Source organism: Alphaproteobacteria bacterium, from assembly GCA_023898745.1.
In the GTDB taxonomy this organism is placed as follows: domain Bacteria; phylum Pseudomonadota; class Alphaproteobacteria.
On record CP060237.1, the window covers coordinates 158,133 to 180,375 of the forward strand.

Consider the following 22,243-nt stretch of genomic DNA (forward strand, 5'->3'; position numbering starts at 1 on the left):
TTTTCATCTTTTTCTATCCGTGCCATAATAAGCTATAAATTTTATATCATCAAAAACTCCTTATGAACTATCCTTTCAAAAAAGTTGAGCAAAAATGGCAGAAAAATTGGGAAACTCAAACATACCCATCTCTTCCTGTGAAAAAGAAAAAATATGTTCTTGAGATGCTGCCCTACCCCTCCGGAAATCTTCATATGGGGCATGTGAGAAACTACACCATTGGTGATGCCATTGCGCGCTTTCACAGCATGAAAGGATTTGATGTTTTGCATCCAATGGGGTTTGATGCATTTGGCTTACCTGCAGAAAATGCCGCCATTGAACGCGGCATTAATCCAAAAGACTGGACATATAGCAATATTGAAGACATGGTAGGCGATCTAAAAAAGCTTGGATTTTCTTATGATTGGAGTCGTAAATTTGCTACATGTGACCCAAGCTATTTCAAGCATGAGCAACAATTTTTCATAGATTTTTATAAAAAAGGTCTGATTTATCAAAAAGAATCTTATGTAAATTTTGACCCTGTAGAAAACACAGTACTTGCGAATGAACAAGTCGTAAATGGTCGTGGATGGCGCTCTGGTGCTGTAATTGAGCGTAAAAAACTTAAGCAGTGGTTCTGCAAAATCACAGATTATGCTGATGAGTTATTAGCAGATTTAACAAAGCTCGACTGGCCAGAAAAAGTCTTAAAAATGCAAGAAAATTGGATTGGAAAATCCAGAGGCGCATTAATTCATTTCAGCGATGACATCACCGTATATACCACACGCCCTGACACAATTTTTGGCGCTTCGTTTATTGCGATGTCCGCTTTACATCCAATATGCTTAAAACTCGCAAAAGATAACCCTGAGCTTGCGAAATTTATTGAAGAAATAAAAGCTACACCAAACACAGAGGAAGCTGTGGAAAAGGCTGAGAAAAAAGGATTTGACCTAAAATTCACCGTTGACCACCCATTTGATTCTTCACGCAAAATTCCTGTTTATGCAGCAAATTTCGTATTAATGGAATATGGCACAGGAGTCGTATTTGGCTGTCCTGCACATGATGAGCGCGATCATGAGTTTACAACAAAATACAATCTACCAATTAAAACAGTTGTAGATGAAAATGGCATATTAATTGAATCTGATTTCTTAAATGGACTCACCACCGAAGTAGCCAAAAAAGTTGCTATAGAAAAACTTAACGAAATTGGAAAAGGTGAAGAAAAAACGCAGTATCGCCTAAGAGATTGGGGTATTTCAAGACAGCGTTATTGGGGTTGTCCAATACCGATGGTTTACTGCAATAAATGTGGCATTGTTCCAGAAACAAACCTTCCAATTGAATTACCTTACGATATCAACATCACAGGTCAAGGCAACCCATTAGACCACCATCCAACATGGAAGCATACAACTTGCCCTACCTGTAAAGGTAAAGCAACGAGAGAAACTGACACTTTAGATACATTCTTTGAGTCCTCTTGGTATTTCTTGCGTTACTGCTCTCCACAATCAGAAAAACCTGTAGAAAATATTGATGAATGGATGCCTGTAGACATATATATTGGCGGAATTGAACATGCTGTTATGCATCTTTTATATGCGCGATTTTTTGTGAAAGCCTTAACAGATCTTGGATACATTAACGTGCGTGAACCATTTAAAAAACTTATCACACAAGGTATGGTTTGTCATAAAACTTACAAAACAAAAGCCGGTAAATTTTTATATCCACAAGAATTACCTGATGATCTGACAGGAATTGAAGTGGGTCGTTCTGAAAAAATGAGCAAATCTAAACGCAATGTTATCAATCCTGATGACATCATTAACAGTTACGGCGCGGACACAACACGACTATTTATTTTATCTGATACACCGATTGATAAAGACTTTGATTGGAATGAAGAAGGATTGGAAGGATGTTACCGCTATACCAATCGCGTATGGCGCTTATATCAAAACGTTTTATCTGCGCAAATGTTTGGAAATGATACCGATTTACAAAATGATACACATAAATTTATTCAAAAAATCACGACAGACTATGAAAAGCATGAATTTAATATCGCGATTGCACATCACCGTGAATTTGTATCAACTATAGAGAGTAAATACTTAAAACAAACAAAAGAGGTTGCACTAGAAGCGTTGCGCGCTATGATCTTAACCATAGCGCCTATTATGCCACACATTGCAAATGAAATGCTTGCAGAGCTCTCAAACGAACAGTTTACTTGGCCTGAATTCAATGAAGCGCTAACAAAAGACGATAAAATGACTATTGTTGTACAAATAAATGGAAAAAGACGTGGCGAATTTGAGGTTGATATTGATACGTCAGAAGATGCTATTACAGCGCAGGCAAAAGACATTGCACAAAAATATATTGCTGATAAGCCTATCAAAAAAATTGTCTATGTGAAAAACCGGATGGTCAGTATTGCACATGGTTAATTAAGTGAAGTACTTTTTAATACCTTCTCTCCAGGGATAAACCTCTATCCCATTAATCACTTTTTTGTAAGAATCATCTGAGAAACATACAAACTCTCCACCTTTAAAATCTTTTGAAATCATTCGCAACTCTTTTAGATCTGACTCATCAACTGTTTGTTTGCTTTTCATCTCGATAAAAAGCGTACACTGTCCAGGCCTCTCCACCACAAGATCAATTTCCACACCATCCTTGGTCATAAAATAACTAAATCGAAAATCTTTATCGCTATATTGCGCCAACTTTTGACACTCCAAAATCAAAAAGTGTTCGAAGAGCTCTCCGTATTCATATGTGCTTTTTTGCGCAGGTATTTCAAGATTTCTGGCTAGCGCCCGCTTCACACCTGTATCAAAAAAATAAAACTTTGGCCGCTCTAAAAGACGCTTGCGGACAGAGTGTTTAAATCCCTCTAAGAAAAACCCAATCAAAGTATCTTCTAAAATTTCGAAATAATGCCTGACCGTCTGATCGCTCACACCTATATCTGCAGCTATTTTTGTGAAATTCACAATTTTACCATTCATCTGCGCAGCAACTTCTAAAAACTTACGAAACGGGTCTAGTTTTTTAATAAAATGCTCCGCCCAAATTTCTTCTTTTAGATAGGTACGTGCATAGCCTTTTAAAAAGTCTGCATATAATTCCTGTCTATCAAATTGATAAATTTTTGGCAATAAACCAAAACTTAAAGCTTTATTCAGATCAAAATCATCTTGTAACTCCATAAAACTCAAAGGATACAGATAACGAACGAAAGCCCTCCCAGCAAGCAAATTTGCACCATCCTTTTTAAGTTTTCTTGCGCTAGAACCCGTTAAAATAAAATGCTTATCTGTTGACTCAATTAAATAGTGCACAACGTTTAAAAGTTTCGGGATTTTTTGCACCTCGTCTATCACAATATGTATTTGATCTTTATGCAGAGCCTCTACCTTGTATTTTAATTCGTTAGGATGGCGCATATATTTTTCTTCTTCCTCAGGATCAAGCAAATCTATAAAAACCGCTTCAGGAAATCGCTCTTTTATAAGCGTGGTCTTTCCTGTATTTCTAGGACCAAATAAGAAAAAACTGTGATTTTTTGGAAGCTCTAAAAGTCGCTTAAACATTTTTATGGGATAGCTTATTACCTTACCTCGAGATTGTACGACTTTTTCGAAGTCAAGTAAAGGAATGGTTTTTTTGTAAACATATATCTAAAACGTCTACAATTAAGCATGTAATTATGTATTTGACACTTTGCTTAACAAAACATTTGGTGCAACGCTCATTGTAGCAGGCACAACAATTGGCGCGGGTATGCTTGCGCTCCCCCTTCAAGCGCACCATACAAACTTTACAACGAACGTCCTTCTTATGCTGTGTATATGGTTGTGGATGATCTACTCCGCACTTGAAACAATTGAGTTATTTTTAGAGCACCCTAAAGAAAAAACACTTCCGCAATTAGCACAAAAACTTTTAGGGCCAGTTGGAAAATGGTTGAGTATTGTGAGTTTTGTAGGACTGCATTACAGTCTTCTAGCTGCCTATACAGCTGGCAGCAGTGATATTTTATCGCTTTGGCTACCGCGTGAATTATCCTATTTTCTCTTCATTGCATCTTCCGCCATTTTAATTTCAACAGCTTATAAAAGCGTCGACATAGTAAATCGTTTTTTATTTTTTACTAAGATCCTCACTTTTGCAGTGTTAGTTTTTTATCTTTTGCCGCAAACGGGCATCCCGACTCTGGAAAAAGTTAAATTAGACACAGTATCTGGTTCACTGATTTCTATATTTTTCACTTCATTTGGATTCCATGGATCCATTCCTGTTTTGATCAATTATATTGGTCATGATCGCAAACAACTTCAGCGTGTATTTATTATAGGTAGTCTCATTCCTCTTTTTGTTTATATTATTTGGATGTGGATTGTGTTTGGAGGTTTAGCGAGTATTCCAAACACATTAGATGCTTTGATTCAGGAGCTATCTCGCATAAATTGGCTATGCAAAATTCTCGTCAATTGCTTTAGCTTGCTGGCTATTTTGACATCGTTCTTAGGTGTGGCTATGGCGCTTTTTGACTTAAATTATCATGCTTTAAATAAGCGTAAGTTGTTTACAACACTAACAACATTTATTCCGCCGTTGCTTTTTGTTATGTTCTATCCCGCAGGATTCGTTTTTGCCTTAAGATATGCTGCCGCAGCACTGGCAACATTCGCTATTATCCTTCCATTTTCTATGCAATGGATAAAAACACGTTCTGTGGCATCTACCCTACTTATCCTTAGCGGTTTATTTATAGTGTTTTGCGGATAGTAAGAAACTCCACAATAAATTGCAGCAGCGCCCCACCAGCTGTGGAGGAATATGTTGCATAATCAGGCGCTAAAAACTTTGTCAAATCTCCTCCCCCAATAATCACAGATTTTTCAGATACAACAGATTGTAGCAAATCATTAAACCAAAGACTTCCTGCATCATAGGGCTTGTCTTCAATTTTACCTAAAGCGCCATTCCATATAACCGTTCCTGCTTTTGCAACACGCTGTGCTAAATCTTCTTGCCGCTCTTTTGAAATATCCAGTGCACCTGTTTGCAACATGCCATCACCCAAAAACACATCATCACAAACTGCTTGCAATTTCTCAATGATGTGGCGCTTAGATTCCCATTTTACCCCTCCAATAACCGCAAGGATAGGCCTTTGAATCCGCGATAAAATTAATTCTAACATATGCAACTCTTTCGCATGTGAAAAGCCTAATGTAGAGGGTAGATAGTCCAGAATCTTGTCTAAAGATGCGTGCTGCCTATGAGATGAGGCAAACGCTTCATTCACATAAAACTCTGCCATCTCAGACAATTTTTCAGCGAAAGCTGGATCATTATCAGTTTCCCCATAAAATAAACGGATATTTTCCAATAAAAATAGTTGGTTATTGGAGGTTGGTCGCTTTAGATCTATTAGGAATTCGATGGGTATATTGAATTGTTTTTGTAAAGGTGGAATGAGAAATTGAATAGAAAATTCGTCATGGCGAAGCCCCGGAGGGGCTGTGGCCATCCATTCTGGATCACTACGTCGCTCCGCTCCTCGTGATGACGGTCTGGGATTTTTGTAATGTGTTGCTAAAATAACCTTACGACTATGTTTCAAGTAAAATCTAATCGTCTCATCGATCACTTGAAACTTTGGATCGTCTGGATCTTTGGTGTTTAAATCCACCCGAATCAAAACATTTTCATATAACATTTGATACTCCATACATTCTAAGTGACATCGCCTCAAGTAAATGCTTCTTTTCAATCATCTCTTTTGCATCTAAATCTGCAATTGTCCTGGCTACACGTAAAATCCTATTGTATCGTCTTGCTGAAATATCCAACTTCTCACATGCCTCCATAAAAAAATCTTTCAACTCATCATTTAATACAACAGTATTTCTTAATTTTTCCCCATCTAGTTCCGAGTTCATGACCCCTCTGTCTTTTTGTCGATAATACGCATTCAAAACACGCTCTTTAATTTTTTGAGAAGATTCTTCTTTTTTATCATCCAAATCTTTAATTTTCACATTACTCATATATATAAATATGTCAAAACGATCCAAAATTGGCCCCGAAATCTTATTTTGATAATCCCCCGCACATTTAGGCGCTCTGTGACATTCTTTTTTTGGCATACCAAAATATCCGCATCTGCAAGGATTCATCGCCGCAACCAACTGAAACTTTGAAGGATAAGTCACATGATTTTCTGCACGCGCTACAATAATTTCACCTGATTCAATAGGCTGCCTTAAAGATTCTATCGCCATTCTTGAAAATTCTGGCAACTCATCCAAAAACAACACACCATTATGCGCTAAAGATATTTCCCCAGGTTTAGTTTTTTGACCACCTCCAACAAGCGCCACCAAAGACGACGAATGGTGCGGCTCCCGAAATGGCACATCTGAAACAAGTCCATACTTATCTAACATACCCGCAATACTGTAAATCATAGTGGTTTCTAAAGCTTCTTTTGGGGCAAGTGAAGGTAGAATTGAAGTTATGCGCTTAGCTAACATCGACTTTCCTGTGCCAGGCGGCCCAATCATTAAAACATTATGCTTACCCGCTGCCGCAATCTCCAAAGCGCGTTTTGCAGCACTTTGCCCTTTTACATCTCTCATATCGTATTTATGACTCTTATTTATATGTCTCGGCTTTTCAGGTTCTGGCTGCGCTACAATTGCTTTACCATTAAAATGTTGAATCAACTCAACAATATTCTTAAGTGGCAAAATCGATAATTCACCCACCCAAGTTGCCTCACTCTTATTATTATAGGGGCAAATAAATTTTTTGCTTTGTTCAAATGCGTGCAAGGCAGCAGATAAAACACCAGTTGTATGAATAACATTTCCGTCCAACCCTAACTCACCCAAAGCAATGTAATTTTCAAGCTCTGTAGAATCTATAATGTCCATTGCCGCAAAAATCCCTAGCGCAATAGGTAAATCATAATGTGAACCTTCCTTTTGCATATCTGCGGGCATAAGATTTACAACCACATTCTTAAGTGGCATATCCAAACCAATTGCATGAAAGCATGCACGAATACGATCCCTAGATTCTGAAACCGCCTTGTTGGCTAACCCAACAATTGTAAATTTGGGTAAACCCGGTAAAAAGTGGACTTCTACCATAACTGGTATAGCGTGCACACCCTTAAATGCCACTGTATAACATTTTGAAACCATTGAAATATGTTTTATTTTCATGCTAAAACACTGAGAGTAAAAAAAACGTTAACTCCGTCATTCTGAACGCAGCGAAGAATCTTCTTGAGTTTGTCGTAAGAAGATCCTTCTCTTACCGCGCTCGCCCAGGATGACGGAGCAAATGACCTTTTTTAATTTATAAAAAAAATATAATAAATAAATTACAATTATAAATAAATTGTGATATAATATAGGTAAGAAAATATAATACTAACTAAAAATGGCTTTCATAACAGAATGTCCAAACGGTCCAAAAATTCTAAACGGTGCAATTGTTACTAATGACGGTCAATCATGCTTAGTGGATGACGTAGAATTCGGTGAGAATACACCACAACACATCGTATGTTGTAATGGTAGAATCGTTGTGCTTGCAACAGTAGATGCCACTCCAACACAACATGTAATTTATGTTTTCAACAATGATGAGGATGCTGATCTTACATCAAATCTCTTTCCTCTTAATGTTGGAACAACTAGCGATACATTTAAAGAGCTTGTCTGCTGCGGAACAACTATCACAATTTTATTTGAAGATAGCAACTCAGCTTACAAATTTGTAGATGTTCACGCAACAAACGGAACATACATTTTACCAACTTGCAGCAGCACTTGCTGGAGAGATTTAACTTCAATCAAATGCGGTACGCAAGACGACTTTAACAAACTTGCAAAAACTGTAAAACTTGCTGCAGATAACACAGGTTCCGGTGGCGGTCTAGGATGCGACTGCACTAGCGCTGCTCAACAGCTTTTCAATAAATGCTCCAACATTACAAAAAACCAAATTGCTATCGCTCTTGCAAATGATAGCTGTGACTGTAACGCTATTGCGACTGCATTAGCAGATCTTAGCAATGCCGCTGCAAAAGGACAAGCACGTGCTGACGAAATTGCTGCTGCATTAAAACAATCCCCAATGCCAAACTGTTCATGTCAAGAAGTAGCTTCAGCTTTGCTAAGTCTTGCAACTAAACTATTTGAAACCAATGCAAGCAATCAAGATAAAGCTAACATTATTGCAAAAGCAATGAAAAATGTAAATTGCTGCTGTCAAACAGAAATTGGCGCTGCGCTTTACACAACATTCCAAAGTCAATTTATGAACATGACTCAAGAACTTGCAAACCTTATCGCTATGGCAATGAAAGATGCAGGCTGCACATGCACAGAAATCGCGCAAGCTTTAGCGGGAATTGAACAAAATGTGTTTAACGTAAACCAAATTATTCTTGCAATGACAATGGCGTGCTGCACTTGTAAGCAAGTTAAGGATGCAATTGAAACAATTAGTGGAGACAATTCTCTAACACTTACTACAAGCGTTGGTGATAACCAAGTGATCCTTCTTGATGGTGACGAAAAAATCTTCTGCTGCGTAGGAAGAAATGACTGCGGTGAAGTAGAGCATTATTTCTTTATCCTTGAAGCGGGTGGAATGTCTTCAACAGACACAACAGAAACTCAAGGCGCTTACCAACTATTCGTTTTCGATAATGCTGGTAAGTTAAAAACAGCTAGTCCTATTGGCGGCGTTCTTACAAATGAAGATTTTGACTACGATGCAAATACTATCGAATTTGCATGCTGCTACCGCGTTATCTTCTTAATTGATGCAAATGGTGTTGTAATCAAATTAACATTTGATGACAATGGCGCTTTAGATACAACTCCAACAGAAGGAACTGAAAATCTTACGCCTCTTGCAAAAGATGAAGAAAGTGAACATCTTGTATGTTGCAATGAAAAGCTTATACAAATCATTCGCCATAAAACAACAAAATTATTCGCATTCTCAGACACAAAATGCTGGTTCGGTTCAGAGTGTCATGAATTTGTTTCTGCATTCTGTTGCGATAATGGAGATGACAAAGAGTTGTTTGTATTGTTAAAAGCATACGGAGAATACTTCTTGTACTTATTTGACGTTTCTGGCGATAATCCAGTGCAAAAATTTGTAAACTTTAAAAACAAAAGCACTGATTCTCGCATTATCTTTGCAAACTCTGTATTGCCAACAGCAACATCAGAGCAAAACTATCTTATCGTTCTTAACAATGATGGAACTCTTCGTTTCTGTCAAAGAAACTACGCAAAAGGTCATGTTGTAGACACAATCGATTGTTGTGAACTTGGTTGTGATAAAGATAGTCAAAAAGAAATCATTGTAATCACACGCGATTTAAGTCTTCAATTATGGTTGTTTGTTTTCAACTTCGAAGGTAGCCCACTTCCAAGATTTGGTTTCCCAATTGGAAAAGAAGGCGATATGCTAACTAAGTTAAAATGCTGTGGGGAAAGTGCATCAGATTCTATCTCCATCACTTTAGTGAATACAGCAGGCAGATACAAATTGCTTGGTTATAACAATAAAGGAGAAGCGGTAGACTTTGATTGCAAAACTTGCACTCCTGAAAGAGATGATTTTAATACTTATGCAGAATACTATCAGTTCTTATTAGACACAAAATGCGCTTGTAGAGGTGATGTTGCACATCTTATTGAAATTGCAAAAGAAATTTTTGCGCAAGATACAAACTGCTCATGCGCAAGTGTTATCGCTACTATTCAAGATCTTCTTATCACAAGAGGACTTGAAAGACACTTACAAATTAAACAAATCTTAGATGCACTTCCAGAAGGTGAATGTAATTCTTGTCTTACATTTGCAAAAGTGTTGAGAAATATTCTAGGATTAACACCTACGAATATCGCAAGAGCGCTGAAAGCATCAGACTGTTCATGTTCTACTATTACCTCAATCCTTAAGGGGTCAGAATTGAACTTGAATCTTGATTCAGAAGAAGCTGCTCAAATTTTGAAAGATGCTGGATGTACATGTGAAGAAATTTTCAACTCTGGCGCTTTATCAGGAGATTTGGTGCAACATGCGCAAACACTTAAAAATATTGGCTGCCCTTGTCAAGATATTATCAATATCCCAGCAGTTCAAAATAACCCAGTAAAAGCATTTTGTTGCGATCTAGATGGCGACGGGGAAAAAGAAGGTGTAATCGTTGAGCAAGCAGAAAGTGGTCAACACACAATCAGCATCTTAGCTGACTTTGGCGCGCCTCGCGACTTATTGCTTGGAGATGCATGTGACGAGTTACTAAACGTATCTTGTTGTGACATCAACCGTGACGGAGTTAACGAAATTATGGCTGTTATGGAAACTCCATCTGGAGATCTTCAAATCTTCGTTATTGACGGAACAGGCAACATGACAGTTGTTTGCCCTGAAGATGAAGTTAAGTGTGACGAAAACCGTATTATCTTCTTCACATTTGAAGGAGAAGCGAAAATCTTCCACTTAAGCAATAGCCACAACATGTCCCTATCCTTCTGTCCAAAATTCTTAAGGTGTGTGACAAATCAAAAGCTAGAACGTGTATTCTGCTGCAATGATAACATTGTGATGACATTTAAAGACGAAGAAACGCACTCCGTGTACTTCTTAAGCAAAGCAACAGGAGCTGTGGTATTCTCAAAAACGGTTGAGAACTTCCTAAACGCGTTCTGCTGCACAGTTGGAAAAAACGAAGCTGCACAAGAGTTGTTATTCATCGTAACAAAAGATGGTAAATTGAATGCGTTTAAGTCTGTACAAAACGAAGGTGGAAAATATGTAATAGAAGCTGTTACATTTGACGAAGCTGTACAAACAAAACGTTGTGATCTAGATGGTGATAACACAGAAGAAAGAACATTCATCTTTAAACTTAACGGTATTTACCAACTTCTTGTATTAAAAGAAGGCGGAGAAGTAGTGTGCTGCCCTACTGAGCTTGGAGCAGGCCACTTAGAAAACTGGATCTGCTGTGCGCAAGATAACGGTGAGGCGTGCTTAATTATCGCAATCGAAAACGACAACCTTATCAAACTGTCTGTTTATACTAAAGATTGTGAGAAAGTTTTTGGATCAAAAACAATCGGTGATACAGGTAGCGAGCTGTTCTCCCTATTCTGCTGTGGAGAAAAAATCGGTGCGGTATTAAAAGACGGCGCAAAATACACAGTTCTTTTCCTTGATAAAACTGGAAAAGTAATTGAGTCGAATGAAGATGTAGAGTTTCTACTATGCGACTGCAATGCAGATGGAAAAGATGAATTTGTTTTCTACTACAAAGAGGATGGGCACTATCAATTCTTAGGAGTTGATGCTGCAGGATTATTGATGTTCTGCCCTGTAAGAGTTGGAAAAAGCTCAAACGAATTGTTGGAAGTAAAATGTTGCGCAAACAACATCCTTGTTGTGCAAAAGAACAGCGCTGAACAAAACAAATTATTCCTTCTAACATGCGATGGAGATTTGAAAATTAATGGTGAGCCAGTTGGTCACTGCCATGAAAGATTCATCGGTGTAACATGCTGTGATGCAAACGATGATGGAGAGCTTGAGATTCTTGTAAGCATTAGAAACAAGTTTAAATTGTTCTACCTATACGCGTTTACATTAACAGGTAAGCCTGTAAGATTGTACGAATTGAAAGCACAATCTTGTGACGTTGATGACGACTTGGAAGATGAAATTGTCTTCACATTCGCAATCGGCGGAAAGAGCAAAATCGTAACTATGAAGAAGAACGGTACATTCTTATACTGCCCACAAGAAGGCTGCCCTCTTCACGGTCACCACGGACCTCACGGTGATTACAAGCATTTTGATGAGAAGTATAATCAGCACCACTATCATGGAAAACCTGACTATAGAGGATCTCAAAACGACCATGATAAAGAACCTCATGGACCTTACCTTCCATACGAAGGACGTCCTGACCACAAAGATGACGAAGGTTCATACTAATTCTTTAGTCTAACCTGCGACCATCCATATGGATCATCACGGCGCTCCGCGCCTCGTGCTGACAATTCTCCCTTTAACCTTTTATTAAATTCCACTTCCCTACTCTATGGTTAGAGAAAGAATATAGATTTTTGAAATGTCACTCAGCATTCAAAAACAATTGCGCTACATTCGCCCGCCACGCGTACAAATCACATATGATGTTGAAATTGGAGATGCAATTGAAAAGAAGGAACTTCCATTTGTTGTGGGTATATTAGCCGACTTATCTGGAGCAAGAACCACAGACCTTCCAAGCATTAAAGAAAGAAAGTTTGTGGAAATTGATGCAGACAATTTCAATGATGTGTTGAAATCTGTGCAACCAACGCTCAACTTTAACGTTGATAATATGTTAATAGATCAGTCAAAGGCTAAAACACGTGTGCAACTCAAAATCAATTTCACACTGAATACGATTGATGACTTTAATCCCAACAGAATCGTCAAAATTATCCCGGACCTAAAAGTATTATATGAAAGACGATCCAGTTTAAAGGATTTAGCTACAAAAATTGATGGTAATGAGCGCCTTGAAGAGTTTTTAACAAACTTAATTCAAAAATCTGGTGATATGACTGCGCTTAGCAAAGAAGTTGATGATTTCAATAAATCGCAAAAAGTTGGCAAACAACTTACGACACTCTTAGATGATATCAAAGTTCTACGCGACCCTTCAAATCCGAAAACATGCGTTGATATGATAGGCGCCTTTTTGGATACATATGATAAAAACTTCGCAACTCCGATGGGCGCGCTTATGAATGCAATAGCAGACTTAGACAAAAAGCTGGGTGATCAACTAGATTTAATTTTACATCATCCAGATTTTCTCGCTTTAGAAGGGTCTTGGAGAGGTCTTTTATACCTTGTAAGTAAAACACCAAGCGGACCACATTTGAAGCTACGCGTTCTTAATATTTCTAAGAAAGAAATTCAAAAGGACTTGGAGTCTGCGATCTCATTTGATCAAAGCAAACTGTTTAAGAAAATTTATGAAGAAGAGTATGGTACTTTTGGCGGCGCTCCATACTCTTGTTTAGTGGGTGACTTTTATTTTGGAAGATCCTTTGAAGATATTGAAATCTTAGAAAAATTAACAGGCCTAGCAGCAGCTGCATTAGCGCCGCTTATCACAGCATCTGATCCGTCTCTATTTGACTTGGATTCATTTGAACACTTAGCAATTCCGCGCGATTTATCTAAAGTGTTTGAATCTGTCGAATTAGCAAAATGGAATTCTTTAAGAGCGTCCGAAGATTCGCGCTATCTTGCTATGACCATGCCACGCGTTATGATTCGTAACCCTTATTCACGTCAATCGATTGAAGTCGATGGATTAAATTACGAAGAAACAATTGATGGCAGAGATAGCTCTAAATTCTGTTGGACAAACTGCGCATATATTCTAGCAGAACGTATTACAAGCGCGTTTGGACAATTTGGCTGGACAGTTGCTGTGCGAGGTGTTGAAGGCGGTGGTATCGTAGAAGATCTACCAGCTTACACCTTCAAAACACCTGATGGCGACACAACCTTGAAGTGCCCAACAGAGGTTGCGATCACAGATCGTCGTGAAAAAGAATTGAGTGACCTTGGATTTATTTCCTTATGTCACTGCAAAGGTAAAGATTTTGCAGCATTCTTTGGAGGTCAAACAGCACAAAAGCCAAAATTGTATAACAAAGATGAGGCAAACTCTAATGCAGCATTGTCAGCAAGACTGCCTTATATACTGGTTGCGTCTCGCTTCGCACACTATATTAAAGTTATGATGCGTGATAAAATTGGCTCTTTTATGGCAAGATCTGAAGTTGAAACATATCTAAATAACTGGCTTGCAGATTATGTACTCTTAAACGATGAAGCTTCACAAAGCATCAAAGCGCAATATCCACTGAGAGAAGCGCGCGTTGAAGTGTTTGATATTCCAGGCAAACCTGGGTCATATAAATCAGTTGTATATTTAAGGCCGCACTATCAAATGGAGGAACTGACTGTATCCATCCGTTTGGTTGCGACATTACCGCCACCTGCGAAATGATGTATTGCGGACACAAAGAGTCGTCATGGCCAGCGTGCCGTAGCCTAAGCGTAGGCAGCATGACCACCCCTATGGATCACCGCGGGGCCACGCCCCTCGTGATGACGAGGATATCATGACGCCACCGCACTGTCTTACAACCCTCGAATGCATTAAAACAAAAGGCATCGGCCCAAAAAAATTCTGGGATATTTTAAAGTTTCATAACAACGATATCGAAAGAGCAAAAACCTTTATTGTAAATAACGGATTTAAGATTCCTGACGTATCAAAAATTATCAAAACACATAAAAAACTTGGCATTCAAATGCTGTGCTTTTGCGATAAACGTTACCCAAAATCCTTAAGCAGTATACATAATCCACCGCCTGTTTTGTTTTATAAGGGGAATTTAGATCTTCTGAATAAAAACACTATCGCAATTGTTGGTGCACGAAATGCATCTTATGCCGGACAAAATCTGAGCTTTAAAATTGCACAAACCTTAGCTGAAGCTCATGATATTACCGTTGTATCAGGACTCGCCAAAGGCATAGACACTAGCGCCCATAAAGGGTCATTTGAAAGGGGCTGCATTGCTGTTGTGGCGCAAGGCTTGGATATCTTCTACCCTCCAGAAAATACAAAATTATATAAAAATATTTTGGATAATAATGGACTTATTCTTTCAGAACTCGAAGCAGGCATTCCCCCAAACGCCTTTTCTTTCCCTGTTAGAAATCGCATCATTGCCGGACTTTCAAAAGGTATTGTAATTATTGAAGCGGCCTTTCAATCTGGTACATTAAGCACAGCAAAATCTGGCGTTGAGTTTGGAAAAGATATTTTTGTTGTGCCAGGCTCGCCTTTTGATCCACGTTATAAAGGATCACATAAGTTGATTAAAGATGGAGCAATACTTGTGGAAAATGCAAATGATATTGTGGAGCATCTAAATCTAGACCGTCATGGCGGGACTTGCGAAGCAAGGTGTGACCATCCAATGGATCACCACGGCGCTTCGCACCTCGTGATGACGGAGCAACAGCAAGATGACGACCATATCATATTCAACGCTATGATTATAAATGAACCCATATCCCTTGAAGAACTCTCGCAACATCTCAAACTCACACCACAAGTTCTACTTTCTGCCCTCACACAATTTGAAATTGAAGGAAAAATTCAAAAACACCCGGACGGCCGCTTTTTAAGACGAACATGAAAATGCTACAGTAAATTATACGAAAAATTCAAAAAAATCGCTTATGCCTAAAGTTACTTTTGTTTATGGTGATGGAGAAGAAAAAACTGTCGAAGCGCCTGTTGGAATTTCCTTGCTCGAAGTTGCGCATCAAAATGAAATTCCTCTAGAAGGTGCATGCGAAGGATCTCTTGCGTGCTCAACCTGCCATGTTGTTGTTGATGATGCATGGTTTTCAAAACTTAAGGCCGCGGAAGAAGCTGAAGAAGATATGTTGGATATGGCATTTGGTTTAACCAAAACATCTAGGCTTGGATGTCAGATTCTTATGTCAGATGAATTGGATGGATTAAAAGTTTATTTACCGGATGAAAGTCGTCATTTAGCGTTTGATTAAGCAACGCTTGTAATTGGCTAAAATATGATACATCATACAATAGTTACGGCTAATATATGATGCATCATAAATGAGACGAGTATATGAAAAGCTTGTATTAGAGCATTTTAAACACCATGAACAAATGCTATTTCTTGTTGGACCAAGACAAGTAGGCAAAACAACCATTGCAAAAAATTGCCAGAAAAGTTTTAAAGAATCCATTTATCTCAACTACGATATCATAAAAGATAGAAATAAAATTTTATCAGGACAAGACTTTATTGAAGACATATTTCCACTATCAATATTGAGAGAAAAAAAACCTCTAATTATTTTTGATGAAATCCATAAATATAAAGATTGGAAAAACTATCTCAAAGGATTTTACGATCAATATAACAAGGATTATCATATTTTAGTTACAGGAAGTGCAAGATTAGATATATACAAATCTGGTGGCGATAGTCTTATGGGTCGATACTTTCAATATCGCATACATCCACTTTCAACAAGAGAAATTTTAGATCCTGCAACCGAAATTATTCAACCGCCTAAAAAAATTGATAGCACAAATTGGAGCAACTTATATAAGTTTGGAGGGTTTCCAAATCCATTTTTACAAAACAATCAAAGTTTTTCTAATAAGTGGCAAAATTTAAAGCATCGGCAACTTTTTTTTGATGATATACAATCTATAAGCGCCATAAAAGACATTCAGCAAATGGAGGTATTGTCTGAATTATTGCGTTATCAAGCTGGGCAACTTTTAAATCGAACGAATCTAGCGAAAAAGATACAGACTACAGCGCAAACGGTTGGAAGATGGGTTGATATATTAGAGCGCTTTTATTTTTGTTTTTCTGTGAAGCCATGGCATAAAAACATAGCGCGCAGCCTTATTAAAGAGTCAAAATTATACATGTGGGATTGGTCAATTGTTGAATCTGAAGGCGCAAAATTTGAAAACTTTCTCGCCTCTCATTTATTAAAAGCTGTTCACTTATGGGAAGATTTAGGAAAGGGTGCATTTGAGTTATTTTATATACGAGACAAGCATAAAAAAGAAGTAGATTTTTTGGTAACAAAAAACAAGATGCCTTGGCTCCTTGTCGAAGCGAAACTCAATGGAAATGAACGATTATCATCAAATTTACTATATTTTCAAAATCAGATCCATGCCGAGCATGTTTTGCAAGTTGCATTCAATGTAGATTATGTGAATAAATCCTGTTTTGAAGTAAACACACCTTTGGTTGTTCCAGCAAAAACCTTTTTATCTGAGCTTGTGTAGAAAATTAAAATCACTATAATATTAAGTAAGAGAAACGCTATTGATACGAAAAAATGTTTACGATATTCTCAATTCTAGCATCTTCCTCATTCTTAGACTGGAGAACTAGACCGCAGACTGTACAATCAAACATTAACGAAGCGCTTGAGGGTTTAGCGCGAAACGAGTGTTCTACATGGGGGCTGCATAATGGAAGAGATTGGCCTTATTCCATGGTTGAAATAAATGAGTTTGAACTTATTAGATCGATAATCAATAATGCTCCACACAATCAAACAGACTTCTGGATTTTGGAAATCGGCGCAGGTGATTGTCAATGGGGAAAAGCATTTGAAATATTTGCTCTTGATAAGAAAGAAGATTTGAGAGATGGAATACGTGTACACATTGTAAGTGTAGGTGGAGAAAATATTCCACACGTAAAACAAACACAGTCTTTTTGCACAAGATATAATTTTGGCTGTTTCAAAGTAGAAGAGTTTGAAGCTGAATTTCAAGCAAAAAATTTTCATTTACAGGATAGTGTAGACTTCATTATTTCTCACTACTGTTTCCGTCACCTAGTAGATCCCATAGGCACATATATTCAAGCTTATAACTTATTGCGTCCCAAAACTGGGATAATGTTAACGGATGGATTCTTAATCAAAACATCCGATCCAAACGCCTCGTCCAATGATTTGCTTAAATTAATGCTCATGAATACAGGCGTGCCTTTTGTAATGCATGTGCCTTATGGAGGTGGCCCAAACTGCTTAAATCATTTTTTGATCTTAAAACAAGACGAAAAACCATTAAAAATACCTCTCAACTACTGCGCGCAACCTAACGATTCTGACCTTCTAACGTTTACCTGGGCAGGGCAAGAATATACAACGCATTATATAAAAACTGAAAATTGGAAAACAATAAAACCAGAAATGCTGCGCCGCAGGACCCACTATAGAGGGCCTATGAAATTGCCAATCCAAAACTACTATCCGGCTACGGAAGAAGCAGAAGCCTTATTTGACTTTTTATGGCCATTAATTGAGCTCGAACTAAAGAAAAGAGAGCTGCCACCAAAAGAAGATGGTGTTTTTTAATTTTCAATCAACTCTCATACACCTTACTTTAGCGCCGCTTCATCACAGCATAACAACCGGATTGCATAATTTCAGCTGAGTCAATAATTTTTACGAAAAATTTCAAGAAATAATAGATAACCCGCCTTCGTAGCGCAGCAATCACGTCGTAGCTAAATTTTGCCTTCAGCAAAATTAGCGAAGATGGATGGTACCCCCAGGGAGACTCGAACTCCCACATCCTTGCGAACAGTAGATTTTGAGTCTACCGCGTCTACCATTCCGCCACAGGGGCACATACTGTATTCTTAGGAATTTTTCATGATTTGTCAATGTTGATTTAATCAAATAAAAGAATTATACTTCCTTTGTAAGCAAAAAACTCAGATAATTACTATGTTTTTTTTATTTTCTTCCACGCCTGATCAGGGTAAGATTGGATCCAATGTCATGCATGTTGAGACTGTATTTCACGAATTTTGCGTTATTGCACCTGATGCCCCTTTTTACCTCAAGTGGGGTCAAAACGAAAACCCAAAGGAGCAAAAATTATCCCCGCTCACGCTGAGTTTTCTAGCCTCCACTCTCATCCCTGTCTCTGATGTGGTGCACAGTACGATTGATCCAAAAAGCTTATTTACAAATGTCATTATGGCAACAAGCATCACTCTGATGGTTTGTGCACATAATTACATATTCAGCCATCCAATCTGCACAACAGATACGCTACTATCTATACTAATACACTTTTCAACTCTAAAATTTTCAGTATCTATGCTTTCAGCTTTTGCTTTAATATATCCTCTTTATAACTCTACTCCCCATCACGCTAACTTGATGCTTGATACTTACAATCAAGAGGGAGATAAATCTAAGACTCACGCATACAAATTAAATGTAGCTTCTACAGACCATATACAAGCTCCAGATTCTAAAACTATTAGAATAACAACATTTGCTGCCTTTAATTATTCTGACAGACCTCAGGAAGTATATAACTTTCTTAATGCACATGGACTTTCTAACCCATTAACGATCGCTATAACAAAATGGTTTTTGCAAAAAATGGGCTACGCAACAATGCGTGAAAAATACGAAGCATGTGCAGGAGAAGGGGGTATTGCAATTATAACGGCCGGAAATGAAGCAAACAAAAATTTTTTAACAGTAGCTCCTGATTCAGCAGTCGCCGAAGATAAGCGCTCTATTGCTAAAGATTCTGTATATGGAAAACATGTAATAATTATTGGGCCATGGTATGATCATTTAGGCGTTAGCTTAACAAAACGCGAATCTATCGATCACAATATTCAATTTGTAAGGTGCCCAAGTTTTATATACTTTGAGGGACAACCGGAAAATGGAACCTCCCCTGCAGCAGCTAGAGCTGCAAAATTTATCACACTATTAATTGAAGCATACATAGAAAAATTCCCTACCAAATCAAGATCTCAAATAATAGATGACTGCATAGCAATAACTATGAAACGCGCAAGAAACAATGATAATTGCGGTCTCGAGCTACCTAATGCTAAAACAGGTGAATCTTTTTCACAGTTAATAGATGCTTATTTCTCTTCATAATTCTTTATTTCTTAACGCTTTTTGTTCTAATAATAATATATAAAGTTGCAACACCTTTATAAGATGGAACTCACACAAAAAGCCCAAGATTATGTTTCAAAAGCACGCATTTCTGCACTTGAATATCAGAACCCGTCTGCAAAACCGATTCATCTTTTATACGCTATCTTAAACGAAAATGATGCGATCATGTTGCAGATTTGTGAGCTCACGCACACAGATCCAAAGGCGTTGATGGCAAGAGTTAAAGAAGATATTCAAAAAGAGCCTACGATATCTGGCGATGCGCAAGTAAATTTTGACACTTCATTCACGCACTTGTTAGATCAAGCGATGGTTATCGCCAAAGGTGAACAATTTGTTTCTGTGATTTCCTTAATACGCGCTTTATTCGCAAGATTAAGGCCTTTATTTGAATCTATGAACTTAACAGAGCTTAAATTCAAAGGCGCAATTGATGTGCTTTCAAAAGGCAAACTTGCTACAAGTCGCAATTTCGAAGAAACGGTCAACACATTAGGGCGCTTTGCCAAAGACCTCACAAAACTTGCAGAAGCAAATAAAATTGACCCAGTTGTAGGGCGTGATGATGAAATCAGACGTGTGGTGCAAATCTTGTTGCGCAGAACCAAAAATAACCCGATATTAATTGGTGATCCAGGTGTAGGAAAAACCGCCATTGCTGAAGGGCTTGCAGTACGAATTGTGCAAGGTGATGTTCCAGAATTGTTAAAAGATGTGCGCATTTATTCACTCGATTTGGGCGCGTTGGTTGCGGGCACACAATATCGTGGTGAGTTCGAAGAGCGTTTAAAATCTGTCATCAATGAACTTGAACAACAAGGCGATAAAGTTGTCTTGTTTATTGATGAATTACATACACTTGTCGGCGCAGGCTCTGCTCAAGGAAGCATGGATGCATCCAATATGCTTAAACCAGCCCTAGCAAGAGGTCAGTTAAGAAGTATTGGCGCAACAACATTAGATGAATATCGCCAATATATTGAGAAAGACCCTGCCCTTGCGCGTCGTTTCCAACCTCTCTATATTAACGAACCATCTGTTGAAGATGCAATTTCTATTTTGCGTGGCCTAAAAGAGCGCTATGAATTGCACCATGGTGTGCGCATTTCAGATGTTGCAATTGTAAAAGCTGTAGAGTTGTCACACAGATATATTTCAGATCGATTCTTGCCAGATAAAGCTATTGACTTGATTGACGAAGCTGCCAGCCGCGTACGTGTTCGTATGAGCTCAAAACCTGAAGAATTAGACAAACTCACACGACAAGTGCGTCGTATGCAAATTGAAAAAGAAGCGCTTATGAAAGAGCCGGAATTAAAAGATCGCCTTGAAGAACTCAAAAAAGAACTTCAAGAAATGGGTGAAAAACTTTTATATCAAGAAAAAGCATGGGAAGCCCAACAAGGCTCCATTCAAAAAGTCAAAACTCTTAAAAGTGAAATTGATGATCTAAAATCTGAGGCTGAAAAACTCCAAAGATCTGGCGCGGATTTATCCAAAGCAGGAGAAATCATGTACTCCATTCTTCCAAAAAAAGAAGCGGAACTAAAGAAATTATTGGAAGATCATCCAACAGCCACAGAAAAAGTTACAGAAAATGATATTGCTTATGTTGTATCTCGCTGGACAGGTATTCCTGTGGAAAAAATGCTTTCCGATGAAACAGAAAAACTTATCGAAATGGAAAACATTTTAGCTAAAAAAGTGATTGGTCAAAAAGAAGCTGTAAAATCTGTAAGTGATGCAATAAGACGTTCACGCGCAGGTATTCAGGATCCGAATAAACCCATTGCAAACTTCTTATTCTTAGGTCCAACAGGTGTAGGAAAAACCGAATTGTGCAAAATACTGGCGGAGTTTTTATTTGACGATCAAGACAATATTGTACGCATTGATATGTCTGAATATATGGAAAAACACTCTATCTCACGCTTGATAGGATCGCCCCCTGGATATGTCGGATTTGAGCAAGGTGGTGAATTAACAGAACGCATCAGACGTCGCCCTTATAGCGTTGTCTTATTTGATGAAATTGAAAAAGCACATCCTGATGTGTTTAACTTACTGCTACAAGTATTTGATGATGGTCGTTTAACTGATAGTCACAAAAACACCGTGGATTTCAGAAACACGATTATTGTCATGACATCCAACATAGGCGCGCGTTATCTTATTGATGCAGATATTGTGGATGAAAATGTTAAAAACAGTGTTTTAGATGAATTAAAAGGATTCTTTAGACCGGAGTTTTTAAACCGTATTGATGAAATTGTAATGTTCGAGCGCCTGCAAGAAGAGGAAATTTATCAAATCACAGAACTTGAATTAAAGAAATTGCAAGATCGCTTGAAAACAAAAGATATTACGATTAATTACAATGAAGCAACTGTAAAAAAATTAGCAAAAGAAGGATACGACCCTGTTTATGGTGCCCGCCCATTGAAACGGTTAATTCAAAAAACTGTAGAAAATGAATTGGCGATGAAGATTATTAAAGATCCAAATCAGAAGGTATTTGCGATTTAACCGCTTGTGAAACTTGTCATCACCAGATTTGCTTGCAAATCGTGGTGAT

General features: G+C 38.0%; 13 protein-coding genes and 1 tRNA gene. 10 read left to right on the top strand and 4 right to left on the bottom strand.

Going from position 1 to position 22,243, the window contains the following annotated elements; translation table 11 throughout:
* Positions 1 to 62: 62 nt before the first annotated feature.
* Positions 63 to 2,453: a leucine--tRNA ligase gene (locus tag H6850_00905; GenBank protein USO02541.1), complete on the top strand. Its 2,391-nt coding sequence runs from the start codon at positions 63 to 65 to the stop codon at positions 2,451 to 2,453.
* On the opposite strand, the gene H6850_00910 is transcribed toward H6850_00905, so the two are convergent.
* A complete protein-coding gene (locus H6850_00910) occupies positions 2,454 to 3,605 on the bottom strand; it encodes an ATP-binding protein (protein USO02542.1) in 1,152 nt (383 codons plus the stop codon). It abuts the gene before it with no gap.
* 130 nt (positions 3,606 to 3,735) lie between these two features.
* On the opposite strand from H6850_00910, the gene H6850_00915 reads away from it, so the two are divergent.
* On the top strand, positions 3,736 to 4,803 hold the full coding sequence (locus H6850_00915) for a tyrosine transporter TyrP (protein USO02543.1): 1,068 nt from the start codon (positions 3,736 to 3,738) through the stop codon (positions 4,801 to 4,803).
* On the opposite strand, the gene pgk is transcribed toward H6850_00915, so the two are convergent.
* Entirely contained in the window at positions 4,784 to 5,740 is a 957-nt protein-coding gene (gene pgk, locus H6850_00920) for a phosphoglycerate kinase (GenBank protein USO02544.1), read from the bottom strand. The genes H6850_00915 and pgk overlap by 20 nt on opposite strands.
* Positions 5,730 to 7,232, bottom strand: a complete 1,503-nt coding sequence (locus tag H6850_00925) for a YifB family Mg chelatase-like AAA ATPase (protein USO02810.1) — start codon at positions 7,230 to 7,232, stop codon at positions 5,730 to 5,732. The genes pgk and H6850_00925 overlap by 11 nt, the downstream gene beginning before the upstream one ends.
* 241 nt (positions 7,233 to 7,473) lie before the next feature.
* On the opposite strand from H6850_00925, the gene H6850_00930 reads away from it, so the two are divergent.
* The 6 genes from H6850_00930 to H6850_00955 all read left to right on the top strand — a co-directional run bounded on the left by H6850_00930 (position 7,474) and on the right by H6850_00955 (position 18,081).
* Positions 7,474 to 12,060 carry a hypothetical protein gene (locus H6850_00930; GenBank protein USO02545.1) on the top strand — a complete coding sequence of 1,529 codons (4,587 nt, stop codon included), beginning with the start codon at positions 7,474 to 7,476 and terminating at the stop codon, positions 12,058 to 12,060.
* Positions 12,061 to 12,196: 136 nt separating this feature from the next.
* Complete coding sequence (gene tssC / locus H6850_00935; GenBank protein ID USO02546.1) at positions 12,197 to 14,143, top strand: type VI secretion system contractile sheath large subunit; 1,947 nt, start codon at positions 12,197 to 12,199, stop codon at positions 14,141 to 14,143.
* Positions 14,144 to 14,258: 115 nt separating this feature from the next.
* The gene (dprA, locus tag H6850_00940; protein USO02547.1) at positions 14,259 to 15,347 is read left to right on the top strand and encodes a DNA-protecting protein DprA; all 1,089 of its coding nucleotides are present in this window, start codon (positions 14,259 to 14,261) and stop codon (positions 15,345 to 15,347) included.
* A gap of 43 nt (positions 15,348 to 15,390) precedes the next feature.
* Entirely contained in the window at positions 15,391 to 15,723 is a 333-nt protein-coding gene (locus tag H6850_00945; protein USO02548.1) for a 2Fe-2S iron-sulfur cluster binding domain-containing protein, read from the top strand.
* Between the two features lie 124 nt (positions 15,724 to 15,847).
* A complete protein-coding gene (locus H6850_00950; protein USO02811.1) occupies positions 15,848 to 16,996 on the top strand; it encodes an ATP-binding protein in 1,149 nt (382 codons plus the stop codon).
* A gap of 53 nt (positions 16,997 to 17,049) precedes the next feature.
* On the top strand, positions 17,050 to 18,081 hold the full coding sequence (locus H6850_00955) for a hypothetical protein (GenBank protein ID USO02549.1): 1,032 nt from the start codon (positions 17,050 to 17,052) through the stop codon (positions 18,079 to 18,081).
* A gap of 188 nt (positions 18,082 to 18,269) precedes the next feature.
* On the opposite strand, the gene H6850_00960 is transcribed toward H6850_00955, so the two are convergent.
* Positions 18,270 to 18,355, bottom strand: a tRNA-Leu gene (locus H6850_00960).
* 101 nt (positions 18,356 to 18,456) lie between these two features.
* Here H6850_00960 and H6850_00965 point away from each other — a divergent pair.
* Positions 18,457 to 19,644 (top strand): hypothetical protein, encoded by a 1,188-nt coding sequence (locus tag H6850_00965; GenBank protein USO02550.1) that lies wholly within the window; start codon positions 18,457 to 18,459, stop codon positions 19,642 to 19,644.
* A gap of 63 nt (positions 19,645 to 19,707) precedes the next feature.
* Positions 19,708 to 22,194, top strand: a complete 2,487-nt coding sequence (locus tag H6850_00970; GenBank protein ID USO02551.1) for an AAA family ATPase — start codon at positions 19,708 to 19,710, stop codon at positions 22,192 to 22,194.
* Positions 22,195 to 22,243 lie beyond the last annotated feature (49 nt).

What these genes read in the sequence shown, in the direction of transcription:
- pgk (USO02544.1), bottom strand. Translation starts at nt 5,740, where the DNA reads ATGTTATATGAAAATGTTTTGATTCGGGTGGATTTAAACACCAAAGAT.
- H6850_00925 (USO02810.1), bottom strand. Translation starts at nt 7,232, where the DNA reads ATGGTTTCAAAATGTTATACAGTGGCATTTAAGGGTGTGCACGCTATA.
- H6850_00930 (USO02545.1), top strand. Translation starts at nt 7,474, where the DNA reads ATGGCTTTCATAACAGAATGTCCAAACGGTCCAAAAATTCTAAACGGT.
- H6850_00970 (USO02551.1), top strand. Translation starts at nt 19,708, where the DNA reads ATGGAACTCACACAAAAAGCCCAAGATTATGTTTCAAAAGCACGCATT.
- H6850_00950 (USO02811.1), top strand. Translation starts at nt 15,848, where the DNA reads ATGCTATTTCTTGTTGGACCAAGACAAGTAGGCAAAACAACCATTGCA.
- H6850_00910 (USO02542.1), bottom strand. Translation starts at nt 3,605, where the DNA reads ATGTTTAAGCGACTTTTAGAGCTTCCAAAAAATCACAGTTTTTTCTTA.
- H6850_00905 (USO02541.1), top strand. Translation starts at nt 63, where the DNA reads ATGAACTATCCTTTCAAAAAAGTTGAGCAAAAATGGCAGAAAAATTGG.
- H6850_00945 (USO02548.1), top strand. Translation starts at nt 15,391, where the DNA reads ATGCCTAAAGTTACTTTTGTTTATGGTGATGGAGAAGAAAAAACTGTC.
- H6850_00955 (USO02549.1), top strand. Translation starts at nt 17,050, where the DNA reads ATGTTTACGATATTCTCAATTCTAGCATCTTCCTCATTCTTAGACTGG.
- tssC (USO02546.1), top strand. Translation starts at nt 12,197, where the DNA reads ATGTCACTCAGCATTCAAAAACAATTGCGCTACATTCGCCCGCCACGC.
- dprA (USO02547.1), top strand. Translation starts at nt 14,259, where the DNA reads ATGACGCCACCGCACTGTCTTACAACCCTCGAATGCATTAAAACAAAA.
- H6850_00965 (USO02550.1), top strand. Translation starts at nt 18,457, where the DNA reads ATGTTTTTTTTATTTTCTTCCACGCCTGATCAGGGTAAGATTGGATCC.